This window comes from Lacticaseibacillus parakribbianus (assembly GCF_025490915.1).
Classification (GTDB): Bacteria; Bacillota; Bacilli; order Lactobacillales; family Lactobacillaceae; genus Lacticaseibacillus; species Lacticaseibacillus parakribbianus.
Map to the genome: position 1 here is coordinate 13,030 of NZ_JANQBA010000011.1, position 25,174 is coordinate 38,203.

Consider the following 25,174-nt stretch of genomic DNA (forward strand, 5'->3'; position numbering starts at 1 on the left):
CGTCGGCTGGGCCCTAGTTGTTCAGTGGTGCTCATTCGGCCTCCGGGAAGGTCACCTTGTGCTGGGTGATGCTCCAGGTCTGCTTGTTGGTCGCGGTCACGCCGACGGCCGCGACGTCGGCCTTGATCTCGGCCGGTGTCAGGTTGAAGCGCGGGAAGCTCGGGATGTCGTTGTAGGTCATGCCCATCCAGCCGGATTGCTCGTGGTCGCGCTTGAGGCCGCTGCTGTCTCTGGTGTCGTAGACCTGGCCGTAGCGAACCGCCTTACCGGTTTGGTCGTTGGTGATCTCCAGGTAGGCGACCAGCCGCTTCTTTTCGCCCTTGCTGGCCTTGCTTTCGGTCACCTTGGGCTCGGGCTTTTCGCCCGGGGCCAGGCTCGCGGCGTCGGCGCTTGCGTCCTCGGCGCCGTCCTTGGTGCTGCTGCCACTGGCCGCCTTGGCGTCCTTGCTTGCGGCCTTCGCGCTGTTGCTTGCGGCCTTGCTGCTGGCTTTTTGGCTGCTGCTGGTTTGGGCCGAGTCGCCTGAGTCGGCGGCGGTGGTGGTTTGCACCGCGGCGGCGCCCAGCAGGACGACGAAGGCGGCGACGGCGATCAGTTTTTTGGTGAGTTTCATGGATTGGCTCCTTAGTCAGGATTTGGTTTCAGTGTACCAATTCCCTGGGCGAAACGCAAAAGTGCCGCTACTTGAAGAAGGCGTTCAGGTAATGCGCGACGCCGTCGTGGTTGATGTCGAGCGTCTTGTAGTGGGTGGCCGCCAGCACCTCGGCGTTGGCGTTGCCCATCGCCACGCCGTACTGCACCGTGGTCAGCATCTGCAGGTCGTTGCTGCCGTCGCCGAACGCCATCGTGCGGCGCAGCGGGATGGCGAGCTGGGCGCAGACCTGGCGAATCGCGCTGGCCTTGTTGATGCCGTGCCTGGTGATCTCGATGTTGTCGAAGTTCGACGAGCTGAGGTCGAGGCCGGGATAGGCGCCAAGCGCCTGCTTGGCCTGAGCTAGGGTGCTTGGGTCCGGGTGAAAAATGATGCCGTTGGTGATGTCCGGCGCCAAGGCGCAAAGCTCCTGGACCGAATGCACGGTGCGGTTGCGCCGCGGGTCCTCGCCGGCCATGCGGTGGGCGGCGTCGCGACTGACGGCAATCGGTGTGTCCTCCAGCGACACCACGCCGGTTTCCGTGAACAAGGTCGCCCGGGCCCCGAAGCGCTTGGCGACCTGGTAGATGCCGGCGAGCTCCGTTGCGCCGAGGCGAATGCCGCTGGTCTCGCCTGCGACCTGGGTGACCGAGCCGTTGGCGCAGATCACGTTCAGGCCGGGGCCGATGCGGTCGGCCATCGCCCGGGCCGAGAACAAGGCGCGACCGGTGGCGATGAAGAACTGGTGGCCGGCCGCGCGGTACTTAGCGATGGCGGCCTTGGTGGCGGGGCTTGGCACCTGGCTGCGGCCGACCAGGGTGCCGTCGATATCCATGAAAATTGCGTATGGTGACATAATGACGTCCTTTGTAGTTAGTTTGCTTCACTGGCCAGTCTAAGCGTTTTCAGCTGAGGCGGCAAGTGTTTCCCCGTTGGACAGCAAAAAGGGACCGCCGCGGCGGTCCCTGTCAAACGCGTTACTTGGCGGCCTGGTCCTTGCCGCGGATGCCAAAGGAAACGGCAAAGGCGACCACCGCCAGCGCCAGCACGAAGGCGAATCCGGCGTGGGCGCCGGCGGTTTGGCCGGCCAGCCCCGGCTGGCTGCGCATCCCCGCGGCCAATGCGCTGGTCGCAATCGCGGTCGCCACGGCGCCGACAATCTGCTGCAGCGTGTTCAAAATCGCACTGCCATCCGCGGAGGTCGCGCCGTCCAGGCTGTTCAGCCCGTAAGTCTGCGCCGGCGACATCGCAAGCGGTGCCCCGATCATCAGCACGATGTGGCCGGCGATCACCTGGGCCAGGCTGCTGTGAGCGTTGGTGGTCATCAAGATAATCACCCCGATTGCCGCAATCGCAAAGCCAAGCTTGGTCAGCCACTTGGCGCCGTAGCGGTCAAAGAGCCGCCCGGCCAGGGCCGACACCAGCGCGTTGACCACGCCGCCCGGTAGCATCACCAGGCCCGTCATCGCGACGGGCAGGCCCATCGTTTTTTGCAGGTAGGTCGGCAGCAGGTACATCGCCGCCAAAATGACGCCGAAGTCGAGCATCACCAGCAAGGTGCCGAAGGTGAAGGCGCGGCTGTCAAACACGCGCAGGTTCAGCATCGGTGCGTCTTGGTGCAGCTCCCGCCGCGCAAAGGCCACCAAGGCGACAATCCCGACGAGGAGGGCAAGCAGCACCGGGGCAGCCAGCCAACCGTGGTCAGAGGCGCTGGAGACGCCGATCACGATACCGCCGAAGCCGACGGTGGACAACACGATGGCCAGCCAGTCGAAGGCGACGTTGCGACGTTCAAAGGCGTCGCCCAGCGTTGCGGCGACCAGCACGAAGGCGATGGCCAGAATCGGCACCAGCACCCAGAAAATCGCGTGCCAGGAGAACTTGGCGAGCAGTAGCCCGGCCAAGGTCGGCCCGATCGCCGGGGCGAACATGATGACCAAGGCCGCCATGCCCATCACCGCGCCGAGCTTGTACGGTGGGAAAATTTGCAAGGCGATGCTGAACATCAAGGGCAGCACCAGCCCGGTGCCGATGCCCTGAATCATGCGGCCGACCAGGACCACCGGGAAGGTGCTGGCGACCGCGGCGATTACGGCGCCGAGCATGAAGGCGCCAAGCGCCGTCAGCACGACGGCCTTGGTGGGGAAGCGCCGCGATAGCAGGCTCGACAGCGGCATGCAGATGCCGATCACCAGCATGTAGCCGGTGACCAGCCACTGAATGGTGCCTTGCGTGACGTGAAGCGCGGTCATCATCGACGGCAGCGCGATGTTCAGCGCCGTTTCGGAGAACATGCCGACGAAGGAACCGATCATCAGGCCGAGAATCGCCAGCGCGGGATGCGCGAGCGTGACGCGAGCCTTGGGAAGCGTTGAATCATTTTGCATAAAATAAAACCATCCTTACTGTAAAGTGGCGAGCCGCACCTGGGACGCAAAAACACCCCTCCGGTCTGGGCCGGAAGGGTGTTGTCGCAACGCATAGGCATAGCGCTGGGCTGTGTGGGCATTTCGCCGAATGAAAAGTAACGGTGATTATCTTAATGACCGCGGCGGGAAAAGTCAACCGCCAACGCGCGGCGACCGGCCAGCACTTGCGGCGACCGCGCGGCTGGAACCTGCTGGCGACCGCGAGCGACGCAAGCACTACGCCGGAGCGACCGGCGGCCACGCCGCGTCGCCGAGTCGACGCGGTTCACCACTCGCGGTGGTCGTTGATGGCGTTTTTGGCGGCGACTAACTTCAGTGGGTCGAGGTTGAAGCGGTCGCAGAGGTAAAAACTGTAGGTCAGCACATCCGCGAGCTCCTCGGCCAGGTGCGGGACGTCTTCTTTTGGCAGCGTATCGGCCCATTGGAAGCACTGCAGGACCTCGCTGGCCTCGATGCTCAGCGACTTGGCCAGGTTGACCGGCGACTGGGCTTCGTCCCAGCCGCGGGCATTGCGAAACGCTACAATCTGCTGAATTAGGGCCCGGTAGGCGGCGGCGCTGTCTTGGTCGACGGCGACCTTGGTTGGGGCGATGGGATGAACGGTCATAACGTTACCTTCTTTGATTGAGTGATGGGGACTGGTCCCAGTGTAGCACAGCGGTTCGGCCAGGAGAAGGGCGAGCGGCGGCCGGCGCGGCGCCGGCGACAGGCCGAGGCGCCGACTGGTGGTGACTGCCGCTTGCTGCTGGGGTGTCCGCCGCTGGCTTCTCCGTGGCCGGCTCCTCCTCTGCCGCCAATCCGCTGCTGGCTCCTCCTCTGCCGCCAATCCGCTGCTGGCTCCTCCTCTGCCGCCTTATCCGCTGCTGGCTCCTCCGCTGCCGACTCAGTCCCGGCAGCGACGCACCGGTTCGCAGTCCAATGGTCAGCGCCCAACCTGGGGGATTGGCGGCCGCGTTTTGCCCATTGACCTGGCGTGGCGCTGCGGTATGCTTGAGCTGACAACGCTTACTGAGGAGGAATGACAATGAATCGAATTAACGTTGAGGCCTACGATCGCCGGGCCGGCCGGGACTTGTGCGAGCTCACGCTCACCAACCGCAACGGCGTGGTGGTGAAGCTGCTGAGCCACGGGGCGACGCTTGAGCGGGTGCTTTTGCCAACGCCACAAGGGGGCCAGCACGACGCCATCATGCACCTTAACACCCGCGAGGACTACGCCAGGGACCGTAACTTCCTGGGCGGCACGGTCGGGCGGGTTATCGGCCGGATGCGGCACGGTGAGTGGCAGGAGGGTTCGACGTTGCACCGCTTTGAGTGCAACGACGGCCCCAACCACGCGCATGGGGGGCCGCACGGCTACGATACACGAGTCTTTGATTTTCGGCTGCAGCAAGGCGACCACGCCGCGACCGTCACCTTCAGCCTGTTCGACGCGGCCGATACCGCCGGCTACCCCGGCAACGTGCGGCTCGAGGCGGCCTACACCTTGGACGACGCCGATTGTCTGACCTACCGGCTTCACGCGGTGAGCGACGCGCCGACGCCGTTCAATCCGGCCAACCACGTCTACTTCAACTTGGGCGATGGCACGGTGGCAGAGCACGTGCTGCAGCTGGCCGCCGACCGTTACCTGCCGCTGGACGCCGAAAGCATCCCAACCTTGGGTCAGCGCAGCGTGGCCGGCACCGCCTTTGACTTTCGTGAGGGCCAGCCGCTGGCAACGGCACTGGACAGTGCCGAGCCGCAGATCGTGGCGCAAAATGGACTCAACCACCCGTTCTTGCTGACCGGCCAAGCTCCGGCCGCCGTGCTGACGCTGCCTGGCAGCGGTCGCAGCGTGACGATGGCGACGACGCAACCGGCGATTGTGGTTTACACGGCCAATCACTTCGATCACACCGGTGTGGCCGCCAACCTCGGCCGCTACTCGGGCGTGGCGCTTGAGGCGCAATTCCCGCCGACCGCCGACCCAACGCTCAACGCCATCGTGCTGGTGCCGGGGGCGGCCTTTGACGCGACGACCAGCTGGACCTTTGGCTACTGAAGCGCGAGTGGCGTGAACGGAGTGGGGCCAAAATGGCCTGGTTGGACCACGTGGTTGGGGTTTTGTTAACCCAGAACGCGGCGGAGATGGCGCGTCTCGGTCATCACCTGTTACGAGAAAGGTTGCCCCGGACTGGGACAGCCGCGTTGGTCAGAAATACGCGCCGGGGTTCTGCGATATCGGATCCTTGATCAGGACACACTGTTTCTGCTGCTGGCGACCGGAACGCATCACGACACGCTGAAACGATAGTAGCGTGATCTCTTATAACCTAAAATAGCCCCTCCGGCGTGTGTCGGGAGGGCTATTTGCGTGGAACTTTTATTCAAACATTTTCTTGGTCGCGCGAAGCAGCGTCGGCAGGTCCTTGTCGTAGCGCGGCGTCTTGACCAGGTGGCTCATCGGAATGCCGGCGAAGTGGTAGGCGGCGATTTCCCCCGACCGCACGGCGCTTTGCTCGGTGAAGATCATCTGGTAAGGCTGCTCGACGAACTCGCCGGTGAAGGCCAGGTTGGTCGAGTGAGCGGGGATGACCTCCGGCCGGTCCGTCTTGGCGCGGTTGTTGAACAGCGCGGAGGCGTATGGCATGTAGCACGGGATGCAGTTGATGACCGAGTCCATGATTGCCGCGGTGTGCTCGCGGATGTTGATTGGGCCCGGGTCGACCATGCTGAGCTGGCCAATCAGCTCCTGCAGCATTTCCTTGCCGGTCATCTCGATGTACGGCTTATTGACGAACTCACCGGTGCGGCGTGGGTACAGGAAGTAGCCCCAGATGACCGCCTCGTTAGGCTTTTGCGTCGTGAAGTGCGGCTGGTGATGCACGACGATGGACATGTTCACGTCGGGCTTGCCGAGGTCGGTGATCGGCGCCGTCGAGAGAAAACTGTTCAGCGCGTTGCCCGGTACCTGGGTGGTGATGCGCGTGATCTCGTTGAGCAGCACGTGGTCCTTGGTGGTCAGCGTGAAGCTGACCCACTCGGAGGCGGCGCGGTCGGCGAAGAACTTGTCCGGGTTGCCCAGGTTGTAGAACCGGGCCGCGGCCTTTTTCCACAGCGCGGCCGACAAGCCGTAGTCCATGTTCTCCGGGGCCGGTGTGTCGTAGTCGCCAAGCGTCGCGGAGTCGGTGATGCTGCCGTTGGTGAAAATCACGGCGGTGTCGTCGTCGACTGCGACCTGCTCGACGTCACCGGTGTGGGCGTCTTGAATCGTCAGGCCGGTGACGGTGATCTCGTCTTGCATCGGGCTGTCGGCGAAGGTCCAGTCCGTGACGATTTTACCCAGCGCAAAGGTCACGCCCTGCGCCTTCAGGTAGTTGATCAAAGGCAGCATGATGGACTCGAACTGGTTGTAGCGGGTGCGGTTGACGCCGACCAAGTGCTCGATTTGCGTGAACTCGTAGAGCATCATGTGCATGTAGCGGCGCAGCTCCTGGGCCGAGCTTTGGGTGCGGAAGGCGAACGTGGTCTCCCACATGTACCAGAAGTTGGTGGTGAACATGTGCGGGTCGTCCTTGAAATACTCGGCGATCGAGACGTTGTCCAGCAGCGTCTCGTCCTTGTCGGGCATCATCACAAGCTTGGTCAAAAGGGCGCGGTCCAGGTTGTTCAACCCGAGCTTGCCGGCCTGCAAAATGCCGTCGCCGCGGCGCATCAGCCGGGCCTTGTCGAAGGTGCGGTGCTTGGCGTCGAAGTCGCGGGTGTCTTCGGCCGCCGTCATCCCCGGCTCCGTGGCGGAGTCGACGCGCGACAGCAGGTCCATCAGGTCGACGTAGGTGCGGTAGTTCAGCATCCGGCCGCCCCGGGCGATGTAGCCCGTGCTGTTGTCCAGCGGGTGTTCGGCGTTCCAGTAGTCGGCCGCCTGCTCGGAGGCGGCGCTGCCGTCGTTGGAGCCGTGGTCGTCGATGCCGTACAGGGTGATGGCGTCGCCGTTCCAGTGGCCTTCTTGGATCAGGTAGACGGCGCTGGCCATGTTGGCCAGCCCGGCCCCGATCATGATCGCTTTGTGTTTGATCATACTATTCCTCCTAATCTGTCAGTTCTGATGAAACGTGCGGCTTTGCAAGCGCGTTGGGAATCGGACCCAGATGCGCTTGCGAACGCGCTAAGTTTGGCCGGGGTCACGCGCTAAACGCGTTTCCCGCCGCAATGTGAACGTGATTCGCGACGCCACACCACTGAGGTGAGACCCACTCAATCGCGTGGCGAGGGCGTATCTAAAACTAAAAATCAATTTGTGGCTAGTTTCGAGAATCAATTTTGTTTAATGACCCTCTAGGTAGGACGGAGGTTCGGCCGCCCCGGCCCGGAGCTGGAAGTAGTGGTGTGCCCGGGCCGGAGCCCGGATTTCCGAGACTAGCAGAGCCAATCGGTTCGCTAAATACGCCGTGTCTCACGCGCTAAACGCGTTCCCAAAGCCGCCCCGCTAAGCCCGGCTTGGCTCACGCTCTGTTCGATTCGTACTTCGCGTAGTCCTTGGCGTCGTCGTGGAACCAGTCCAACTTGTACAGGGTGTAGGCCGTGGCGGCAGCGAGGCCGACTGCGGTCAGTAATAACGCTTTCTTCATAACCTTTCACCTCACTTTTTGATTACGCTTTCAGTATAGGCCGGTGAAACAAGGCCGTTCAATGGACAAGCACTGGGGTTTGTCCAATCGAATTGGTCTGGACAATCAAAAAGCCGAGCGGGTCAGCCCCACTCGGCGATTAAATAATTATGTTAATACATGGTGCGGGAGTTGCGAACCGCCAGGGCCAAGGCGCCGGTCATCATGACCTCGGCGCGTTTGACCATCGCGTCCTTGTCCTCGATCAGGCCGCGCATCAGCCACTGGATGACCTGGGCGACCAGCGCCAGGCCGTAGAAGTTGCAGATGTCGTCTTGCAAGTGGCGCGGCAGCTTGGCGTCGGTGCCTTCCACCACGCCGCGAACGAACTGCTCGGCGACGGTCGCCAGCAGCTGCTCCAAGAGGTCGCGGCCGACGGAGTTGAAGCTCGCGAGGCAAAAGGCGCGGTTGTCCTCGATGTAGGTCAAAAGCATGCGGTAGGCGGTGGTCCACTCGGTAATCTGCGCGTATTTTTCCATCTGCGTGATAATTTCCTGCTGGTAGACCCACGCGAGCAGCGAGTAGATGTCCTCGAAGTGATAGTAAAACGTGTTGCGGGTGACGCCGGCCTTGGCGGTCAGGGCGTTGATCGTGATGTGATCCAGCGCCGTGGTGGCCATCATGTCGCGCAGCGTGGCAGCCAGGAGCTGCTTGGTGTCCGGCCGGCTCATCACATCACCGCCAGCTGGTTGTAGCTCAGCACCTTGACGCCTTCGTCGGTCAAGGCGATTTTGGAAATCGAGCCGTTGCGGGGGCTGTCGGTGACCACAAAGCCGTCGTCCTTGCCGAACTTGTCGATGATGCTGCGAATCGTGGTGCCGTGGGTAACCAGGAGCACGTTGTCGCCGTTTTGGTTCTCGTCGCGCAGCATCTTGAAGCCTTTTTGCAGGCGGGTCCAGTAGGTCAAGGCGTCCTCGGCGTCGTGGAAGGGGTCGGCCTCGTGCATGAAGTCCTTGGTCGCGTCGACGCCGAACTGCGCGATCAGGTCCTTGAAGGTGCGAGCCCCGTGCGGCGCCCCGACGGCGTACCAGGCCTTGGCGGAGTCTTCACCCTCGTAGTAGCCGTAGAACTGCTCGCGAAACAGCGGCGTGGTGGTCAGGGTGACGTGGGTGTTGAAGTTGTTGGCCAAAACCAGCTCGGCGGTGTTGCTGGCCCGCATGGTGTCGCTGGAGTAGGCGTGGGTGAAGGTGATGTGCTTCAGCGCCTCACCGGCCCGGCGGCCATCGGCCAGGCCGGACTCGGTCAACGGCGAGTCGGACCAGCCTTGCATCTTGTTGAACTTGTTGAACCAGGTTTGACCGTGACGGACCAAGTAGACGGTGACTGTTTTCATGACGACCTCCAATGTGTTTGCTTGGGACTATTTTACCACAGGCAGGCTAGGCCAGCTCGGCCAGCCAGTCGCGAAACTGCGCTTGGGCGGTCGCAAGGTGCGGCATCGGGGCAAGCCCCGTCAGCGCCATCACGTCTTGGTAAACCGGGGTGAACAGGTCAAGGCAAGCCCTGATGCTGGCGGTGATGCCGGTCAGGTCGGCTTGGTTGTAGGTCGCGGCCAAAGCCTGCTGCTCGGCGGCCGTCAGCGTCTCCCAGGTGTACTTGCCGCAGACGCCGGCGTCGAATTGGCCGTGGCGTTGCGCGGTCGCCCGAAAGCCCAGCATGTCGATCAGCATCGGCCGGGTGTAGCGGTTCAGCATTTCGTTGGCGTAAACCAGGTTGTGTCGGGCCACGCCCTTGACCGCGTTGCCCAGGCACCAGTAAAACTCGTTGGCGCAGGCGTCAAGCGCCGTCTGGTCGGGCACGGCGACCCAGTGGCTAGACGCGTCGGTGGTCGGCGTCTGGCGGCCGCTTCCCCGCCGCCAGACGAGGCCGTTGAGCGAATCGGCCGCCAGGTAGCCCGCGATGTCCGTGGCCGGGGCGACTTTGAGGTCGATGCGCCGCGTTCCGGGGTAGCGGGTCAGGTAGGTGTCCCAGACGCTGCTGGACGCCCCGAACAGCGCCTCGTTGGCGAGGTGTTGCACCAAGGTCGGCGACCCGACCTGGTGAATCCACCAGTTGCCGTCGGTTGCCGTGGGATCGGCGACAAAAAGCGTGACGTCCAGGTCGACCCAGGCGTCTGGGTGGGTGTTGGGGTTGTTGCTTGAGCCTTCCGTGCCGATCGCCAAGACGTTGGCGTCGGTCTCGGCCAGGGCGATGAAGCGGTCTAAGTCTGTCATGTTGGCCTCCTGTGGGTGATGATGCAATCGATTTTATTATACCGTTTTGACCACACGAAAAAAGACCGGCGGTGGCCGGTCTCAATCGGGTTAGTCGTTGAACGTGCCGTTCTCGACGTCCGAGATGAAGTCCTTGAGGTGCTTGAAGTACACCGGCGCGTTGTCGATCATGTGGTGGTGGCCGCCGTTGGGGGTGGTGACCAGCCGCGCGTGGGGAATGTCTTCGGCCATGCGCTGGGCCGAGCGAACCGGCATGGTTTCGTGCTCGCCGAAGGTCAAAAGCGTCGGCACCGTGATGTTGTGGATCTGGTCGCGGATATCCCAGTCCTTGAGCTTGCCGGTGACGACGAACTCGTTATCGCCTTGGAAGGCGTTGTAGACGGCGGTGCCGGTGGTGTCGATCAGGTGAGAGATGGCAGGCGGCTGCTTGCGGTCCACGTAGCCCTTGTTCAGGATGTCGACGTACTTTTGGTACTGCGCGTCCTTCCAGTTGCCTTCCGCCTCGATTTTTTGCATGTACTTGACGGCCGACGGCGGCAGGGCCTCTTCGCGAACGCGGTTGATGTTGACCACGTACTCGTCGATGTTGTCGATCATGCTGGAGATGATCGCGCCCTTGAGGTGCTCACCGTACTTCAGGGCGTAAAGCTGCGTCAAGGCGCCGCCCCAGCTTTGGCCGATCAGGTAGAAGTGATTCAGGCCGAGCTTTTGGCGAACCTCTTCGACCTCGCCGAGGAAGTAGTCGGTGGTCAGGTACTTGGCCGCGATTTCCGGGTCGGAGTAGTCCGGCTGATCGGAGTAAAACGAGCCCAGCTGGTCGTACATGTGGACTTGCACGCCGAGGTCGGCGAGCTCCTCACCGAAGTTTTCCCAGTACTCATGGTTGCCGCCGGGGCCGCCGTGCAGGCAAAGCAGGTGGATGTCGCCTTGCCCTTGCGTGTTGGTCCACAGGTGGTAGCCGTTATCAAGCGTTAAGATGGTGGTTCCTTGCTTCATTACAGTCACCGCTTTTCTAAGAGATACCTCATTTTAGCACTATAACGCTGAAATGGCACTTAATCGTTGATGTGACGGGCTTGACCATGCTTGACGCTAATCAAAACTGCTGCTAGTAATCCCCACAGTAATCTCTTACTGAGTCTTGTTAATGTCGATTGTGTTGTGCTCAAAGCCAGCGTCAATAGGTCAAGGCAGCAGCCTCGCAACGCCGGATGCCGGTGGATGCATGCAGCAGAAAGTAGGCGAGGCACTGTGGGTACTTGTAGCATTCTTTCCACTCATCTTAGCGACAACATTATGACGCACGTTGGATTCTGGGAAAGCGCTGGCCATCATGCCAATCATCCTCCGACGGATTAGAAAGGACAAAAACGCCACCCCCGCAAGAAGGTGACGCCTGATACCAAACTGCTAGACGCTGCCGCCGCTTGTTAAGCTACTTGCGGCCGTCTAGCCAGTGATCCATAATGAGCAGGATTACACCGACAAGTAGCGGCGCGACAATCGCTTGGTCAAACTGGGACAAACTAACCACCACCTTTTGGCGCGGTATCGCGTTCGCAAGGCGCAGCGGCACAGCTTATTATATCTGACAGAAGCCGGGCTGAACAGTCGTGCTCGAATTGCTTCCAAACGGGCAACGTGCTATAATCATCGTAGGTCAAACAGGGGCGACTAGCCCATTCCGCACAGTCCGCAAGCTGTGCGGCTTTTTTTGTTCCATCATCAATAACGCCACCGTGGCCGGTGGCTCTAGTAATCTAAGTGCCTGATATGACCTAATTCAAAGCGTGCCGGGCGCCGAGAACATCTCATAATGCCGATGTGTCAGTGTGTGATCTCAAAGTTAAAGCTACTCCTTTTTGGCACAATGGCGGCGGTCGCGAGGCGGTCGCCACCGCGCGTCACATGAGACAATGGGCTCTGATCTGGCGACATGTTTGTTACATATTGTAAGTGTAGTATAATGAGACGTATTCAGCTCGGCAACGGGCGTTGTTCAGAAGGGGAGCGTGGCGGATGAAGGCCGTGAGCATTTTTTCAGGCGCAGGGGGGTTAGACCTGGGCTTCCAGCAAGCCGGCGTCGAGATTATGGCGGCGTATGACAACATGGCGCCGATGGTCCAGACGTACCGCCAAAACGTCGGGGTGGCCCACCAGGTGGATCTGGCCAGCTGCGATTTCAACCGCATGCGCGACGAGCTGGCGCTGGCCGGGGACCTCGACCTCGTGATCGGCGGCCCGCCTTGTCAGGGCTTCACCTCCGCCGGCGCGAAGTTTTGGGCCGATCCGCGCAACGCGCTGATCCGCAACTACGCCGAGGCGCTGCGGATCCTTCATCCCCGCTGGTTCGTGATGGAGAACGTCGAGGGGCTCTTGACGGCCGCCAAGGGGCGCTACCTGGAAGAGACCCTCAAGGCGATGATCGCGCTGGGCTATTCGCTGGCGGTCAAGAAGGTGTACATGCAGGAGTACGGCATTCCCCAACGGCGCAAGCGCGTCATCATCGTGGGCAACCGCGAGGGCAAGCGCTATGCGTTTCCCCAGCCCATCGAACCGGCCTCCGGGGCGATTTACCGCAACGGCGCCAGCACCTTGCGCGACGCCATCGGCGACTTGGAAAACGTGGTGGATGCCGCGATCGATCAGGTGCCGGTTGCCCCAACCGCCCTGCAGGCGGCGCGAATCCGGGCGCTTTTGCCGGGTCAGTCGATGAAGGACCTGCCGCTCACGCTGCAGCATGACTCCTTCAGCCGCCGGGCTCACCGGCGGGTGCAAGACGGCACCGCCAGCGCCAGGCGCGGCGGCGCCCCGAGCGGCCTCAAGCGGCTGCAATACGACGAGCCGGCCTTGACCATCACCAGCGCGGCCAGCCGCGAGTTCGTGCATCCGGTCTTGGACCGGACGCTGACGCTGCGCGAATGCGCCAGGATTCAGACGTTCCCCGACAGTTTTCGGTTCTGCGGGACCAAGAGCCAGCGGCTTTTGCAGATCGGCAACGCGGTGCCGCCGCGCTTCGCCGCGCTTTTGGCCGCCTCGATTCTGCAGGCGGATCAGACTGCGGCCGCGGTTGTTCCCCAGGGGCTGGTGGCGGCGCAGCTGACCAAGTCGACCGGGGTCAGCCCCGCCCTGCAACGGACGCTGGCGCTGCTTCAGCCGCTGACGGTTCAGCAGCTGAACCTGGATATCTGAAAGGAGACCACGATGCTTCGAGGCTCAAAGCTCAAATTCTACCGCCAGTTCGCGTCACACGGCACCGGCGACACGCTGGTGTTGATTGAACCCAAGGAAGTGGTGCTTCTGGCGACCATCACCCGGCTCGACCTACACGCCGGGCGGCGCGAGTCCTGGATGGACGACGCCACCTTCGCCTTGGCCCAGCGCGGCCTGTACGCAATCGACGCGGCCCAGCTGGCGGCGCTACCGCCGGTGACCGACGAGCAGGCCTATGAGGTGTTGCACCTGGCGGCGGTTGACGACAACGACCAGCCGGAGTATCTCTACATGAGTACCCTGGCGATGCTCTACCGCCGGCGCGTGAAGTACGCCCGCATCCTTCAGACGCAGCCTTTTCCCACCGCCAATCAGATTGCGCCACGCGCGATTTTGGAGTACGGCCTGGCCGATGCCGACCTGCTGTTCGCCTGGATGAGCTGGCGCAAGCTGGCCTACGACTTGGATAACCGCAGCGCCCAGGAGACGGGCTACAGCTTCGAGCCGATTCTGGTTGGCTGCCTCGGTGGCACGAGCCTGGGGGCCAAGGTCTCCGTCGTCCACCGGCTGAACGCGCAAGGCGAGCCGACGCCAGAGGGCCGCCAGGTGGACTGCTACGTCGAGGCCACCCAAACCGTCTACGAGCTCAAGATGCGCATGACCATCGCCGCCTCGGGGCAGGGGCGCTTCAGCGAGGAGCTATCCTTTCCCAAGGAGGCGGCCGCGGCGGGGCTGACGCCGGTGTTGATCGTGTTGGACCCGACGCCGTCGCCGCGGCTGACGGAGCTGCGCCAGGCCTATCTGGACGCCGGCGGCCGCTGCGCGGTCGGGGAGGCGGCGTGGCAGTTGCTGGCGGCCAACGCTGAGGCGGGGATGAACACGTTCATCGAGACGTACATTCACCCGGTGTTTGCGGCCGCCGCGGCCGGCATCGCGCCACAGCCGACGGCCATCACCCTGCGCAACCAAGGCGGCACCCTCGAAATCAGCGATGACACTGGGCGGCGGTACACCATTTCCAGAAAGCCGCAGTGAGACGCAAAAAAGTCGTCCGGGACCAACCCAGGCGGCTTTTTTGCGCGGCTATTGCGCCGCCGTCACCACGTACTGGAAAAAGGCGGTTTCTCGCGCCACCGGGTCAAGCGCCAGCCGCCGCTCCAGGGCCAACATCTGCGTCTGCCAGGCCGGGGTCGCCTTGATGGCGCTGTTGGCAGACAGGCCGAACACGGTGCGAAGTCCCCAGGTCATCGCGATGCGCTGTCTCGGGGCCAGCCAGCCGGCCAGCTGTGCGTTGTCGTACAAGTTCATGGCGCCGAACGACTGCGACGCAAGCGGCGCTTGCTCGTAAGCGGCCAGTGCCTGGGCCGGGTCGTCTTGCAGCACCGCGGCGGCAAAGACGTGGCCCAACCGGTTGTGCCGCACAATCGAGAAGCGGCCGTTGGGCGTCAGCCGGGCGGTCAGCTGGCGAAGCAAGCCGGCCGGGTCGGCCACGTACTCCAAGACGTTGTGTAGCACGATCCAATCGAAGCGCTGGGCCCCAAGCGCCGTCGCCCAGTCGCCGGTGGTTTGGGTGAAGCCGGTTGCGGCCAACGCCAGCATCCGGGCGTCGGGCTCGTAGGCGGTGACCTGCGCCTTGGCGGCCAGGTGCTTGGCGGTGTGGCCGAAGCCGCTGCCAAAATCAAGCACCCGTGCCCCCGGTTCAATCAAGGGATCCAGCTGATTCCACAGCAGGCGGTAAAACATCGCGCCCCACGGGGTTTCATACACGTACTGGTGGTACTGTTCGATTGTGGACATTTTGACCTCCGCGTTGTGGTTAGTCTTGCTCGAATTCCCGTGCGTGAGCCTTGAAGAAGTCGGCGAACACCCGCACCTCCGGCAGCTCGGACCACGGCCGCACGACCACCGGTGCGTGGTCGAGGTCGTAGATTTTGGCTCCCGGCAGCGCCAAGACGAAGGGCGAGTGGGTGGCGATGATGAACTGGCAGCCGAAGAACCGGGCGCTTTGGCCGATCAGCTCGACCAAGGCCTGCTGGTGGGACGGCGACAGCGAGTTTTCCGGCTCGTCCAGCAAGTAGAGGTGGTTGTCTTGGAGCTTGTGGTCAAAATAGGCCAGCGCCGACTCGCCGTTGGAGCGTTCGGTGACGTTCTTGTGCAGGTGCTCCCGCACGTACCGCGACTGCGTTTTGCGCCGCGTCTCCAGCGTCTTTTTGAGCTCGTCGTAATCACTCAGGTCGTGGTACTGGAACGTGCCGAACTTGTGATCCAGGTAATCCGCGAACATCTCGTCGCGCTTGGCGTCGATGCCCTGGTTCAAAGCCCGGGTGTCTAGCATGTAATTGAAGATCTCGTCGCTTGAGATGATGGCCGAACCCTCGGGCACGGGGCTGGCCAGCTGGTAGTCGCACCGCGCCAGGTACGACCCGAAAAAGGCCGAGCGGTTGTACAGGGCGTTGCGAGTCAGCCCCAGTTTTTCCGCCATCACGTTGAGCAGCGTGGACTTGCCAGCGCCGTTGTTGCCGTACAAAATGGTGACGTCGGCGAAGCGCAGCGTCGGGACGTCTTTATTAGGAAACAGTTGGAACGGGTAGTAGTCCGTGTAGGCGCGGCTTTTGGCCTCCTTGACGAAGAACTCCCATTCCTGATCTTCGCTTGCCAGCGTGAAGCTTTCCAGGTACTGCATGGCGACCTCCTTGCGTGACGTTACTTACATTCTACGCAAGTTGGTTCAAGGCGTCGAGAGCAGACGTGTCAGCGGCGGGCAATCTGCAGCGGCTAGGGCTTGGAAAATTCCGGGCCGGATCCGAAAATAGGGGGGTGAGGCCCGGGGCCCAGCTTTTCGGAGACGACCTACCCGTCCCGCTAAGTTCGCTCGGCTTCACCCTGGATACCAAAAAAGCCGCCCTTAGGCGACTTTCTTGGTAAGACTAGTGTTGTGGCTGAAGACTGTCAGGGGTTTGAACATCATCAATCCTCTGGTCACTAGCAACGACAACCAATCCTAAAACAACAATACCGAACGCAGCCAAAATCATGATTCGTTTTCCTCCTACTTGTGAGATGTCTTGCGACTTCCTTATTTACAAGTCTATCTTAACCAGCAGGAGGCCCCGCAGCAAGAAGAGGGCGCTAAGCATTGCCTAAGAAATCGAACAGCTTTTCGCCCCTTATTTGCTGAAAATTTGGCGCGAGTCTAAGCGTTCGATGGGCAGGTTTTCGCAAAGCGGTCATGTTGTTTTAATCAAGTCAATTGTGAGCAATTGGCCGCCGCTCTCATTATGCGGCCATTATGAGAAGGCTCATTACCCCGCCACACGGCCGCAATCGCTTGGGACTGTAGGGACAACCTGGCGGACAAGGGCGGCCGGACCGTGATGGCTGATCAATTGTGTCTTTGAATCGAGAACACGAGTCCGACCGGTGCGGTCAATTGCACCGCTTTCTAAATGAGAGCGACCCCACCGGCGCGACCGGAAAAAATGGCGGTCCAACCGGCCGATTTTAATGTTTGCCACAGAATTCGGTTGAAAACTTTTTTAGCTTACCGCCGCAATCTTTGCTGTGACAGGGAACGCGCCGCTCACGGTCGCTGAAAACCACCCGCATTCAAAATGAGAGGGAAATGGCAGCGGCCGCCGTCTCGCCATGCAAATTGCCAGATTGCGCCGCCGCGTTGGTGTCTGCGCAGCCTGAACTCACCAGACGTCCTGGTAGGGGGCGGGATGGACGCTGACGCCGACGCTTGAGCCGGCGACAGCCGTTCGCTTCGCCACCGCGGCCAGGGCCTGGGCGCTGCCGGTGAGCGTCACGCCCTTGAAGCGGACCGTTTTGGCCGTCGCGGCCATGGCGGTGCGGTAGGGTTGAATGTTGGCGTAGCGCGGATCGAGGCCGCGCCAGTACTGGCGCAGGTAGCCGCGCCAATCCTTGTAGTCAAGCGGCACGGTGAGGTCGACGCCCAGTGGGTCGGCGATGTTGGCCAGGCCGTTGGCGTCGGTGCTGGGGTCGTCTAGGATGTAGCCCCAGCGCAGCTTGACGTTGGCCGGCAGCCACGCCTTGACCGCCGCTAGGGTCTTGGGCGACTTGAAGGTGACCGCAAGCTCCGCGAAGGTGTCGGTCATTCCCGCAAGCTTCAGGCCTTCGTTGCTGGTCAGCGCCTTGGGGTCGCTGTAGAAGTTGGCGACTTTTTGCATCGTGTTGGTGGTGTAAGACTGCTCCGGCGTCGCGTTGCCGGTGCCGAAGTTCAGCGCGTGACGCTCGCTAAGCGTGTCGTCGAGCTGGTAAGATAAGGGGGTGAAGCGGCTGGTCAGCGTTCGCCACGGCACGGGGATGCCGGCGACTTCCTTGTACTCGACGGTCACCACGTTGCCCGAGGCCAGGCCACCGTTTTGAAGCATCTCCGAGCCGACCGTGACGTTGGGCTCGGCGACTTGGTGGTAGACCTGCAGCGAATCGAAGGTTCGCTGCATCTGCCAAGCGGCCGCCCGGTTGACGGCGAGGCCGGCCAAAACGCCGATCACGACGACGGCGGCCAGGGCCTGACCCAGTGTTTTGAAGAATTGGCGCCGCTTGGCCCGGCGCAGGGCTTGCTCAAGATCCATGGTCTTCCTCCTTCAGGGCCGCGCCGAGGCGCGACCGCGAGCGTTGCAGGCGCTTTTTGACGGTTTCCGGCGGCAAGGCCAGGGCCGCGGCGATCTCCGCCACCGAAAACCCGTAGTAGTATTTGAGGGCCAACAGCTCGCGGTCGGCCGGCGCAGCCGCTTCGACCAGCGTGGAAAAATGCTCGGGGGCGCTTGCGGCAGGCTCCGGCACCCTGGCCGTCAGCTGCTCGCGGCGGCGGTGGCGCAGCGCGTCGAGGTAGGCGTTCAGGGCGACGCGGTAGAACCAGCCGTCGAGGTTTTGCACGTCAAGCGTCGGCAGCAGCACGTAAATCCGCTCGAATGCAGTACCAACCGCGTCCTCGGCGTCGGCGTGCGGCACCCCGCGAGCGGCCAACAGCCCGATCACGCGCTTGCCCAGCGCCAGCAGGTGGTCGTCAAACCCGTTGCGAGCCATCCCCATCCCTCCTTTCCCAGTCCTCACCCATAAGACGCGCAACACCGGGCAAAGGGGACAACCCGGCGGCCAAAATTTGATGGCGTCGTTGCCTTCAGCATGCCACGCCGGGCGGCCGAGGGCAAGCAGCGCGGGGTCGTGCCGCGGCCGGATCCGTTGCCAAAACCCCAAAAGTCGGCCATAATGCGGTTGGCGCGGTGTTCGACGGCGCCTCAGAAATGGCGCAGGGAGTGTGAATGATGAGCGAAGCGCGTGAACATGCGAAACCTGAACGTGAGCCGTCCTTGGCCCCGCGGCCCGCGGCCAAGGACGTGACGCAGCCCGCAGGCAAAGGCACGAGGCGAGCCTTGAGCGGCGGCGCCAGGCAGACCCCAAAGCAAACCGGGGACGCCGGCGCGGCGCAGGCCGCCAGGCGGTCTTAGCCACCTTGGCGGCGCGGTTGACGAAGGCGGCCGACGCGAAGGCGGGACCGTTGATTGTCGGCCTCAGCGGCGCCTACACTTCGGGCAAGACACGGCTGGCCACGGACCTGGCGGCGGTGTTGCGGCAGGCGGGGCGGCGGGTGGTCGTGCTCCACTACGATGACTTTCACCGGCCGCTTCAGACGCTGAAGTGGGACGAACAAGAGCCAAGCGGCGAGGTCGAGACCTTCTACGCGCGTGCCTTTGACGGCGAGCGGCTGTGCGAGCTGGTGCTGGCGCCGCTGGCCGAAGCCGGCGCCCTTCACGCCGACTTGCGGGTGCTGGATTGGGCGCAAGGGGCCAACGTGTTGGCGTTGCGGCTGGACATCGCGCCGGACGCCATCGTGCTGCTGGAGGGGATGCTGCTGTTTCGGCCGCCGGTGATCGGGTACCTGGACCTGCGCATTTTTTTGACGGTTGAAGAAGACACCATCTTGGCCCGGGGGCGCCTGCGCGACGTCCCGCTGTACGGGCCCGGCATCATGGCGCTGTACGAAAGGCGCTACCTGCCGGTGTATCGCCGCTACCTGGCGGCGGATCGACCCGAGCGCGGCGCCATCGTGATCGCCAACGACGACCCGGAGGCACCGGTCATCCAAGGCGAGGGCTGACGACGAGGCCGCCGCACCAGCGGCAAGTGACCCGAACCCCATTGACCGCAACCAAAAACAGGCGCGGCTTCCCGATTACGGGAGGTCGCGCCTGCTTGGCGTCGGCGAAGCATTACTTGCTTTCCTTCGCGTCGTTCATTGCCTTCATGATGGATGGGTTCTTGGAGTGGCAGTCCTTGATCATGTTCAAGTCTTCCTCGCTCAGCTCAACGGTGTATTTGGCCATAATATCCCTCTTTTCTATAGTCACATGATAGCATGCTCACGCGATTTCACAAGTCAGTTGGCGAGCTCCAGCTGGCGGCGAATGTCGGCGATTGCGGCCTTGTCGCCGGAGAAAATGATGTGGTCGCCCAGGTGAATCTGGGTGTCGCCGTGCGGCGCGATGAAGGCGTGGTCGCGGTAGATCTGCGAAATCGTCATCGAGTCGATGAACGGCAGGTTCTTGACCTCCAGGCCGGTGAAGCGCCGGTTGCGAACCGTGATCTCGAAGATCCCGGCGGTGGTGTCCTCGAGAATCTTCAGCGTGGATGGCGACTCGATCAGGCTGCGCAGCATCGAGATGTTGGCCTCGAAGGTGTTGTAGACCTCGACGCCGGCCGCGGCGAGCTCGTCGTACTGCGCGTTTTCGACGTTTTTGGCCTCGAACCGCGCGATGATGCGCGGCACCTTGGCGGCGATGGCGGTCTGGGCCAGCTGGTAGTTCTTGTCGTGGTCAAAATAGGCCAAAAGCAAGATGTCGCAGTCGAAGGCCTGGGCCTGGGCCAGGTCGGACTGGGCGAGGCCGGCCAGCTTCTTGACGTTGGCCTCGGAGTTGTAGGTCGCGAACTTCTCGGCGTCGTCGGTGAACATCGTGATGTCGTACAGGCCGCGCGACAGCTGCTGGGCGATCGGCACCGTCAGCAGGTTGGTGCCGATGATGTGCAGCCGCGTCTTCTTGAAGTCCGCTTTTTCCTCCTGGTAGAAGCGGTTGAAGAGAATCGGGCAGGTGATGCAGGTGATGATCGCCGCCAGCGTGAAGGCGCCGCTTTGCTGGGTGGTGACGATGCCGAGGTTGCGGCCGACGGTCAAGGTCGGAATGACCAGCGTGATGGTGGTCGAGATCAAGAAGGTGCCGGCCAACGCGTTGGTCTGGCGAAAGCGCAGGCGCAGAATCGGCCACAGCAGGATTTTGGCCAAGAGGAACCCGACCAACAGCACCGGAATCAGCGCCAGGCTCTGCGGGTCCTTGAGCAGCGCCTTGAGGTCGATGTTGGCGCCGGTCATGATGAAGAAGATGGGGATGAAAAAGCCGTAGCCCAGCGAGGTCAGCTTGTCTTGCGTCTCCTCGCGCGGCCGCAGGAGCTTCATCACCATGCCGGCGAGAAAGGCCCCGAGGATGTTCTCGGCGCCGACGCTTTCGGCGACGGTGACCAGCGTGATGATCAGGAAGAAGGCGAGGCGAATGTCCAGCTGCGTCGTGCTTTTGTCAATCTTGGCGAAGAACTGGTACGGCCGGCGAAAGCGCAGCAACAGCACGATGGCGGCCAGGAAAATCAGCAGCAGCCACCACACCGACCGCGTCGTCGAGCCGTTCAGGCTGGCGTAGACCGTCAAGGCGATCAGCGGCACGACCTCGCCCAGCGCCGCGAGCAGCAGCATCGTCTGGCCGAACGGCTTGCTCAACAGCTCCTTTTCCTTCAGCGCCGCGATCACGACGCCCAGCGCGACGGTCGAAAACAGGATGGTGGCAAAGCCGATGTGGTGGAACAGCCCCAGCCGGTCGAGCCCCCAGCTGAAGGCGGCGCTGGCCGCGACGACGCCGGTGAAGCCCAGGATGGCGAGCTTCGCCGGGCCGATCGCGCCGTCTTTTTGCGTCGGCTTGAACAGCGAGAAGTCGATTTCCATCCCGGACAGGAAAATCAGCACGATCACCCCGAGCTGGCGCAGCTGCGTCAGCGTGGCGGTCGGCGTGACCCAGCCCAGCAGGCTTTGGCCCAGCACGATGCCGACCACGATTTCGGCCACCGCGGTCGGGGTGCTGGTGATACGCAGCTTGGCCATGGCCAGTGGAATCACCAAGGCGGCAAACAGGACGATTTCAAGCGAAATGCTTTCCATTTTGGGGCTCATCTCCGGTATAATAGTTAGTCAAAAGATAAGGTCATTATACCCGAATAATAAGGAAGTGTTCGCCTGTGACAAGAAAATCTCTGATCGTCGGCACCTGCGTCTTGCTCGGCCTCCTCATCAGCCTCCCGTTCAAAAAGATCCTGCTGGGCGTCGCCGTCGGCCTGGCCGTCGGTTACATCCTGGAGGCCTACACGCCGCTGTTCAAGAAGAAGGCCTGACCGGCCGGCGTCGGCAGTGCCGGCAATGAAGGCGACCGCGGCCTCCGGGCCCCGGGCCGGGTCGGGCTGTGCGGCCGGCCTTTGCCCAAGCGGCTTCCGTTCGGCCAAACCCGCCTCGCTTCACCCGCTTGGGCTCCGGCCTAAAAGGTGAGCCAAGCCGCCGCCTACGGCCTCGTGCTTGTCTCACCTTTTGCCGGAATCAGCCGCGCGAAAGCCGCGCCCAACCCGCGCGTCTGCCGAGCCGCTGATTCTTTCACGGTCCGACCCGGCCCGGGGCCCTGCGGCGGCTACGGTGTGGGGTTTGAACAAGAAGGCTGCGGTGTGGCTTCGCCGTCGCCACGATTCGCGTCGAACAGGGCAAGACTTGGCGTTAATCGTGATTTCACGTTGCCAGTTGGATGTTGTACGGGACGAACAGGGCGTCGCGCGTGGCTGGGTTGACTGCGGATTACTTTAATGTTTCGTAGCGGGAGGGTCTGTTGCCGTCGTTATGACGCAGATTTCAGACTCGGTCGGAGCCCGAAGAGGTCGGAATGAGTGGTCTAGTCGGCCGGCTGGTAGCATCTGGAAATAAAACCAGTCTGTATTTAGCCTAGAATGCCAATGGTTAGTGGATGTACCACTAGATAGGGCGGAGTCCGGCCGCGCAGCCCAACCCACCCGGAGCCCGGAGGCCGCGACCCTTCCGCGGAAAATGACCTCGCCCTCAGGCCCGTTGTTTTGGCGGCCCTTTAATGGTAAGATAGTACAACGCTTTTATTAAGATAAGGGGGGACCTCTTCCATGGCAGATCAGGAAAAAGCACTGGAGCAGACCCATCTCAACGGGATTATGAAGCAGCTGTCGGCCGCGGACAAGCGACTGACGGCCGAAATCGCGCGAACCAAGGCCGAGGAGAAGAACCTGAACCAGAACTTCTTCAGCGACTTTTCAATTAACCTCAGCAACGACGCGGAGACCATTGAGACGGCGGCGTCCATTCAGCAGCAACAACAGATGCTGGACGAACGCCAAAACGCGTGGCGCCAATCCACGCAGCTGTTGGCCACGGTGCGGCGGTTGACGGTCAACCCGTTTTTTGCCCGGATCGATTTTCAGGAGGGCCAGGAACGCCCCGAGACCATCTACATCGGCCTGGGCTCGTTCACCGACGAGCGCGGCAAGTTCCTGATCTACGACTGGCGAGCGCCGATCAGCTCGATTTACTACGACGGCGGCCTCGGCGCGGTGACCTACCAGACGCCGGACGGGCCGCAGACGGTCAACGTTGACTTGAAGCGCCAGTTCGTGATCAAGGACGGCCAGATTCAGACGATGTTTGACACCACCGAGACCATCGGCGACCAGATGCTGCTCGAGGTGCTGGGCGAAAAGTCCGACACCCAGATGAAAAGCATCGTCACGACGATTCAGCGCGAGCAAAACCAGATTATCCGAGACACCACGGCCGACCTGCTGTTCGTGCAGGGGGCGGCGGGGTCCGGCAAGACCTCGGCGGTGCTTCAGCGCGTCGCCTACCTGCTGTACCGCTACCGCGGCAACCTGACGTCCAGCCAGGTGATCATGTTCAGCCCCAACCAGCTGTTCTCCGATTACATCGGCAACGTGCTGCCGGAGCTTGGCGAGCAGAACATGGTGCAGTTCACGTTCTACCAGTACGTGACGCGGCGGGTACCCAACATCGAGGTCCAAAATCTGTTCGCCCAGTTCGAGCAGCGCCTGACCCCGGCGGCCAAAAAGGTGGCGCGGCTCAAGGGCAGCCTGGCCTTTTTCGCCGCGACCAAGGCCTACGCCGCGACGCTTGAGCAGGGCGGCATGAAGTTTCGCGACATCAAGTTCCAAGGGCGCGTGTTCTTCTCCAAGCGCCGCATCGCCGAGATTTTTTACAGCTACAACGAGAACTACCACCTGGGCAACCGCCTGAGCGCGACCAAGGAGCGGCTGATCAACGCGCTGAACCACCGCGTCGACGCCGAGATGCGAGCCGACTGGGTCCAGCAGGCCGTCGAGGCGCTGTCCGACGAGCAGATTCGCGAGCTGCAAAGCAACGGCCCGGCCGAGTTCAAGGATTCGGACGCCGAGTACAAGTTCTTTGCCAAGAAGATCGTGATGGACGCGTTCAAGCAGATCCAGACCGCGATTGTCCGCAACCACTTCCTGAACGTGCGGGGCCAGTACGTCGCCTTCCTCAAAAACGCCGGCAGCGTGGTCGACCTTGCCGCGTTCGGCCTGAGCCAGGCCGAGTGGGACCAAGACGTCGCCACGTTCCTGGTCGCCTTCAAGGACCGTCGGCTGGCTATGGCCGACGCCACGCCGTACTTGCACCTGTACGACCTGATGACCGGCCGCCACGGCGAGCGCAACATGCGCTACGTCTTCATCGACGAGATTCAAGACTACACGCCGTACCAGCTGGCCTACCTCAAGACCAGCTTCCCGAAGGCCAAGTTCACGCTTTTGGGCGACCTGAACCAGGCGATTTTCACCAAGTCCGACTCCCACACCCTGATTCAAGACGTCGCCAAGCTCTTCGACCCGGACAAAACGCGCGTGGTGCAGCTGACCCAGTCGTACCGCTCGACGCGCCAGGTGACCGAGTTCACCAAGGCCATCCTGCGCTCCGGCCAGCAAATCGAGGCGTTCAACCGCCAGGGGCCGCTGCCGGTGGTCTACCTGCGCGACTCCCAAAAAGCGCTGGTCGACGCGATGCTCAAGCAGATCGACATCGACGACGCGGCCAAGCAGACCACGGCGGTGATCGCCAAGACCCTGGAGGCCGCCAACGCGGTCTACTCGGCGCTGCGTGACGCCGGGGTGCCGGTGACCCTGATTCAAAGCGAGAACCAGCGGCTGGCCGCCGGGGTGATCGTGGTGCCGTCCTACCTGGCCAAGGGGCTGGAGTTCGACGCCGTGATCTTGTGGCAGGCCAACGCCGCCACCTTCCACGAGGAGGACGAGCGGGAGCTGTTGTACACCATCGCCAGCCGCGCGATGCACCGCCTGACGATTTTCGCCAGCCCGGACCTCTCGCCGCTGCTCGCCGACATGCCAGAGACCTTATACGAAAAGAAGTAAGCCGATGAAAATGAGTGAAACCAAGGCCGTGACCACGCACCGCGTGTTCCCGGCCCAGCTGAACGAGCACGAAACGCTGTACGGCGGCCAGCTGCTGTACTGGCTGGACGAGGCGGCCAGCGTCGCCGCCCACCGCCTGGCGCGGCGCGGCATGGCGACCGGGGCGCTGGACAACCTCCAGTTCCTGGCACCGGGCCACTTGGGCCAGGCCATCGAGTTTCACAGCGTGGTGACCGGCGTCGGTCGCCGCTCGATGGAGGTCTTCACCAAGGTGATCGAAGAGGACCTGGACGCCGGCTCCCGCACCCTGATTGCGACGGCCTTTTCCACCTTCGTCGCCAACCCCGGCCCAGACCTTAACAGCGTCGAGGCGGATCAGCCCGAGCTGGTCGCGCTTGCGGCCGGCTACGCGGCTCGCACCGCCGCCAACCGGGCCCGGCGCCACGCGCTGGACGGCGTCGACTTGAGCCTGACGGAGTAGGGCGGCCGCGGGGTGGCCGAATCGTCCCTGGC

The 25,174-nt window shown here is 62.5% G+C and carries 23 protein-coding genes; 7 read left to right on the forward strand and 16 right to left on the reverse strand.

The genetic code is table 11. The annotated features are described in order from the left end of the window. Window positions 1-31 precede the first annotated feature (31 nt). The 4 genes from NUH19_RS09585 to NUH19_RS09600 form a co-directional block, all read right to left on the reverse strand. Window positions 32-610 (reverse strand): hypothetical protein, encoded by a 579-nt coding sequence (locus NUH19_RS09585; protein WP_262316338.1) that lies wholly within the window; start codon window positions 608-610, stop codon window positions 32-34. Window positions 611-677: 67 nt separating this feature from the next. Further along, a complete protein-coding gene (locus NUH19_RS09590) occupies window positions 678-1,484 on the reverse strand; it encodes a Cof-type HAD-IIB family hydrolase (RefSeq protein WP_262316339.1) in 807 nt (268 codons plus the stop codon). Between the two features lie 121 nt (window positions 1,485-1,605). Then, window positions 1,606-3,015 carry a DHA2 family efflux MFS transporter permease subunit gene (locus NUH19_RS09595; protein ID WP_262316340.1) on the reverse strand — a complete coding sequence of 470 codons (1,410 nt, stop codon included), beginning with the start codon at window positions 3,013-3,015 and terminating at the stop codon, window positions 1,606-1,608. A gap of 307 nt (window positions 3,016-3,322) precedes the next feature. Continuing rightward, entirely contained in the window at window positions 3,323-3,664 is a 342-nt protein-coding gene (locus NUH19_RS09600) for a nucleotide pyrophosphohydrolase (RefSeq protein WP_262316341.1), read from the reverse strand. Between the two features lie 417 nt (window positions 3,665-4,081). On the opposite strand from NUH19_RS09600, the gene NUH19_RS09605 reads away from it, so the two are divergent. Further along, window positions 4,082-5,101, forward strand: a complete 1,020-nt coding sequence (locus NUH19_RS09605) for an aldose epimerase family protein (RefSeq protein ID WP_262316342.1) — start codon at window positions 4,082-4,084, stop codon at window positions 5,099-5,101. A 321-nt stretch (window positions 5,102-5,422) separates the two neighbouring features. Here NUH19_RS09605 and NUH19_RS09610 read toward each other — a convergent pair whose 3' ends face one another. From NUH19_RS09610 to NUH19_RS13200, 7 genes are all read right to left on the reverse strand, one after another. Continuing rightward, window positions 5,423-7,117: an oleate hydratase gene (locus tag NUH19_RS09610; RefSeq protein WP_262316343.1), complete on the reverse strand. Its 1,695-nt coding sequence runs from the start codon at window positions 7,115-7,117 to the stop codon at window positions 5,423-5,425. Between the two features lie 424 nt (window positions 7,118-7,541). Then, window positions 7,542-7,667 (reverse strand): hypothetical protein, encoded by a 126-nt coding sequence (locus tag NUH19_RS09615; protein ID WP_262316344.1) that lies wholly within the window; start codon window positions 7,665-7,667, stop codon window positions 7,542-7,544. A 152-nt stretch (window positions 7,668-7,819) separates the two neighbouring features. Then, window positions 7,820-8,377 (reverse strand): TetR/AcrR family transcriptional regulator C-terminal domain-containing protein, encoded by a 558-nt coding sequence (locus tag NUH19_RS09620; RefSeq protein WP_262316345.1) that lies wholly within the window; start codon window positions 8,375-8,377, stop codon window positions 7,820-7,822. Further along, the gene (locus NUH19_RS09625; protein ID WP_262316346.1) at window positions 8,377-9,039 is read right to left on the reverse strand and encodes a histidine phosphatase family protein; all 663 of its coding nucleotides are present in this window, start codon (window positions 9,037-9,039) and stop codon (window positions 8,377-8,379) included. Before NUH19_RS09625 ends, NUH19_RS09620 begins: the two co-directional genes overlap by 1 nt. A gap of 46 nt (window positions 9,040-9,085) precedes the next feature. Next, a complete protein-coding gene (locus tag NUH19_RS09630; RefSeq protein WP_262316347.1) occupies window positions 9,086-9,919 on the reverse strand; it encodes an aminoglycoside 6-adenylyltransferase in 834 nt (277 codons plus the stop codon). Window positions 9,920-10,009: 90 nt separating this feature from the next. Continuing rightward, the gene (locus tag NUH19_RS09635; RefSeq protein WP_262316348.1) at window positions 10,010-10,915 is read right to left on the reverse strand and encodes a proline-specific peptidase family protein; all 906 of its coding nucleotides are present in this window, start codon (window positions 10,913-10,915) and stop codon (window positions 10,010-10,012) included. Between the two features lie 439 nt (window positions 10,916-11,354). Continuing rightward, complete coding sequence (locus NUH19_RS13200; protein ID WP_420844683.1) at window positions 11,355-11,495, reverse strand: type I toxin-antitoxin system Fst family toxin; 141 nt, start codon at window positions 11,493-11,495, stop codon at window positions 11,355-11,357. 443 nt (window positions 11,496-11,938) lie between these two features. On the opposite strand from NUH19_RS13200, the gene NUH19_RS09640 reads away from it, so the two are divergent. Further along, entirely contained in the window at window positions 11,939-13,111 is a 1,173-nt protein-coding gene (locus tag NUH19_RS09640) for a DNA cytosine methyltransferase (protein ID WP_262316349.1), read from the forward strand. A 12-nt stretch (window positions 13,112-13,123) separates the two neighbouring features. Further along, window positions 13,124-14,167 carry a hypothetical protein gene (locus tag NUH19_RS09645; RefSeq protein WP_262316350.1) on the forward strand — a complete coding sequence of 348 codons (1,044 nt, stop codon included), beginning with the start codon at window positions 13,124-13,126 and terminating at the stop codon, window positions 14,165-14,167. A gap of 48 nt (window positions 14,168-14,215) precedes the next feature. Here the strand turns inward: NUH19_RS09645 and NUH19_RS09650 are convergent, their stop codons facing one another. From NUH19_RS09650 to NUH19_RS09665, 4 genes are all read right to left on the reverse strand, one after another. Further along, window positions 14,216-14,929 (reverse strand): class I SAM-dependent methyltransferase, encoded by a 714-nt coding sequence (locus NUH19_RS09650; protein WP_262316351.1) that lies wholly within the window; start codon window positions 14,927-14,929, stop codon window positions 14,216-14,218. Between the two features lie 19 nt (window positions 14,930-14,948). Continuing rightward, window positions 14,949-15,815 (reverse strand): AAA family ATPase, encoded by an 867-nt coding sequence (locus NUH19_RS09655; protein WP_262316352.1) that lies wholly within the window; start codon window positions 15,813-15,815, stop codon window positions 14,949-14,951. A gap of 1,012 nt (window positions 15,816-16,827) precedes the next feature. Then, the gene (locus NUH19_RS09660; RefSeq protein ID WP_262316353.1) at window positions 16,828-17,730 is read right to left on the reverse strand and encodes a sigma factor regulator N-terminal domain-containing protein; all 903 of its coding nucleotides are present in this window, start codon (window positions 17,728-17,730) and stop codon (window positions 16,828-16,830) included. Next, window positions 17,720-18,184, reverse strand: a complete 465-nt coding sequence (locus tag NUH19_RS09665) for an RNA polymerase sigma factor (protein ID WP_262316354.1) — start codon at window positions 18,182-18,184, stop codon at window positions 17,720-17,722. The genes NUH19_RS09660 and NUH19_RS09665 overlap by 11 nt, the downstream gene beginning before the upstream one ends. Window positions 18,185-18,623: 439 nt before the next feature. Between NUH19_RS09665 and NUH19_RS09670 the strand changes: the two genes are divergently transcribed. Then, window positions 18,624-19,256 carry a nucleoside/nucleotide kinase family protein gene (locus NUH19_RS09670; RefSeq protein WP_262316355.1) on the forward strand — a complete coding sequence of 211 codons (633 nt, stop codon included), beginning with the start codon at window positions 18,624-18,626 and terminating at the stop codon, window positions 19,254-19,256. 279 nt (window positions 19,257-19,535) lie between these two features. On the opposite strand, the gene NUH19_RS09675 is transcribed toward NUH19_RS09670, so the two are convergent. Beyond that, a complete protein-coding gene (locus tag NUH19_RS09675; protein ID WP_262316356.1) occupies window positions 19,536-21,356 on the reverse strand; it encodes a monovalent cation:proton antiporter family protein in 1,821 nt (606 codons plus the stop codon). A 56-nt stretch (window positions 21,357-21,412) separates the two neighbouring features. Here NUH19_RS09675 and NUH19_RS09680 point away from each other — a divergent pair, with 56 nt between their 5' ends. From NUH19_RS09680 to NUH19_RS09690, 3 genes are all read left to right on the forward strand, one after another. After that, the gene (locus tag NUH19_RS09680; RefSeq protein ID WP_262316405.1) at window positions 21,413-21,586 is read left to right on the forward strand and encodes a Tat pathway signal protein; all 174 of its coding nucleotides are present in this window, start codon (window positions 21,413-21,415) and stop codon (window positions 21,584-21,586) included. A gap of 783 nt (window positions 21,587-22,369) precedes the next feature. Beyond that, on the forward strand, window positions 22,370-24,661 hold the full coding sequence (gene helD, locus NUH19_RS09685; protein WP_262316357.1) for an RNA polymerase recycling motor HelD: 2,292 nt from the start codon (window positions 22,370-22,372) through the stop codon (window positions 24,659-24,661). A gap of 4 nt (window positions 24,662-24,665) precedes the next feature. Continuing rightward, window positions 24,666-25,142 (forward strand): acyl-CoA thioesterase, encoded by a 477-nt coding sequence (locus NUH19_RS09690; protein ID WP_262316358.1) that lies wholly within the window; start codon window positions 24,666-24,668, stop codon window positions 25,140-25,142. Window positions 25,143-25,174: the final 32 nt, after the last annotated feature.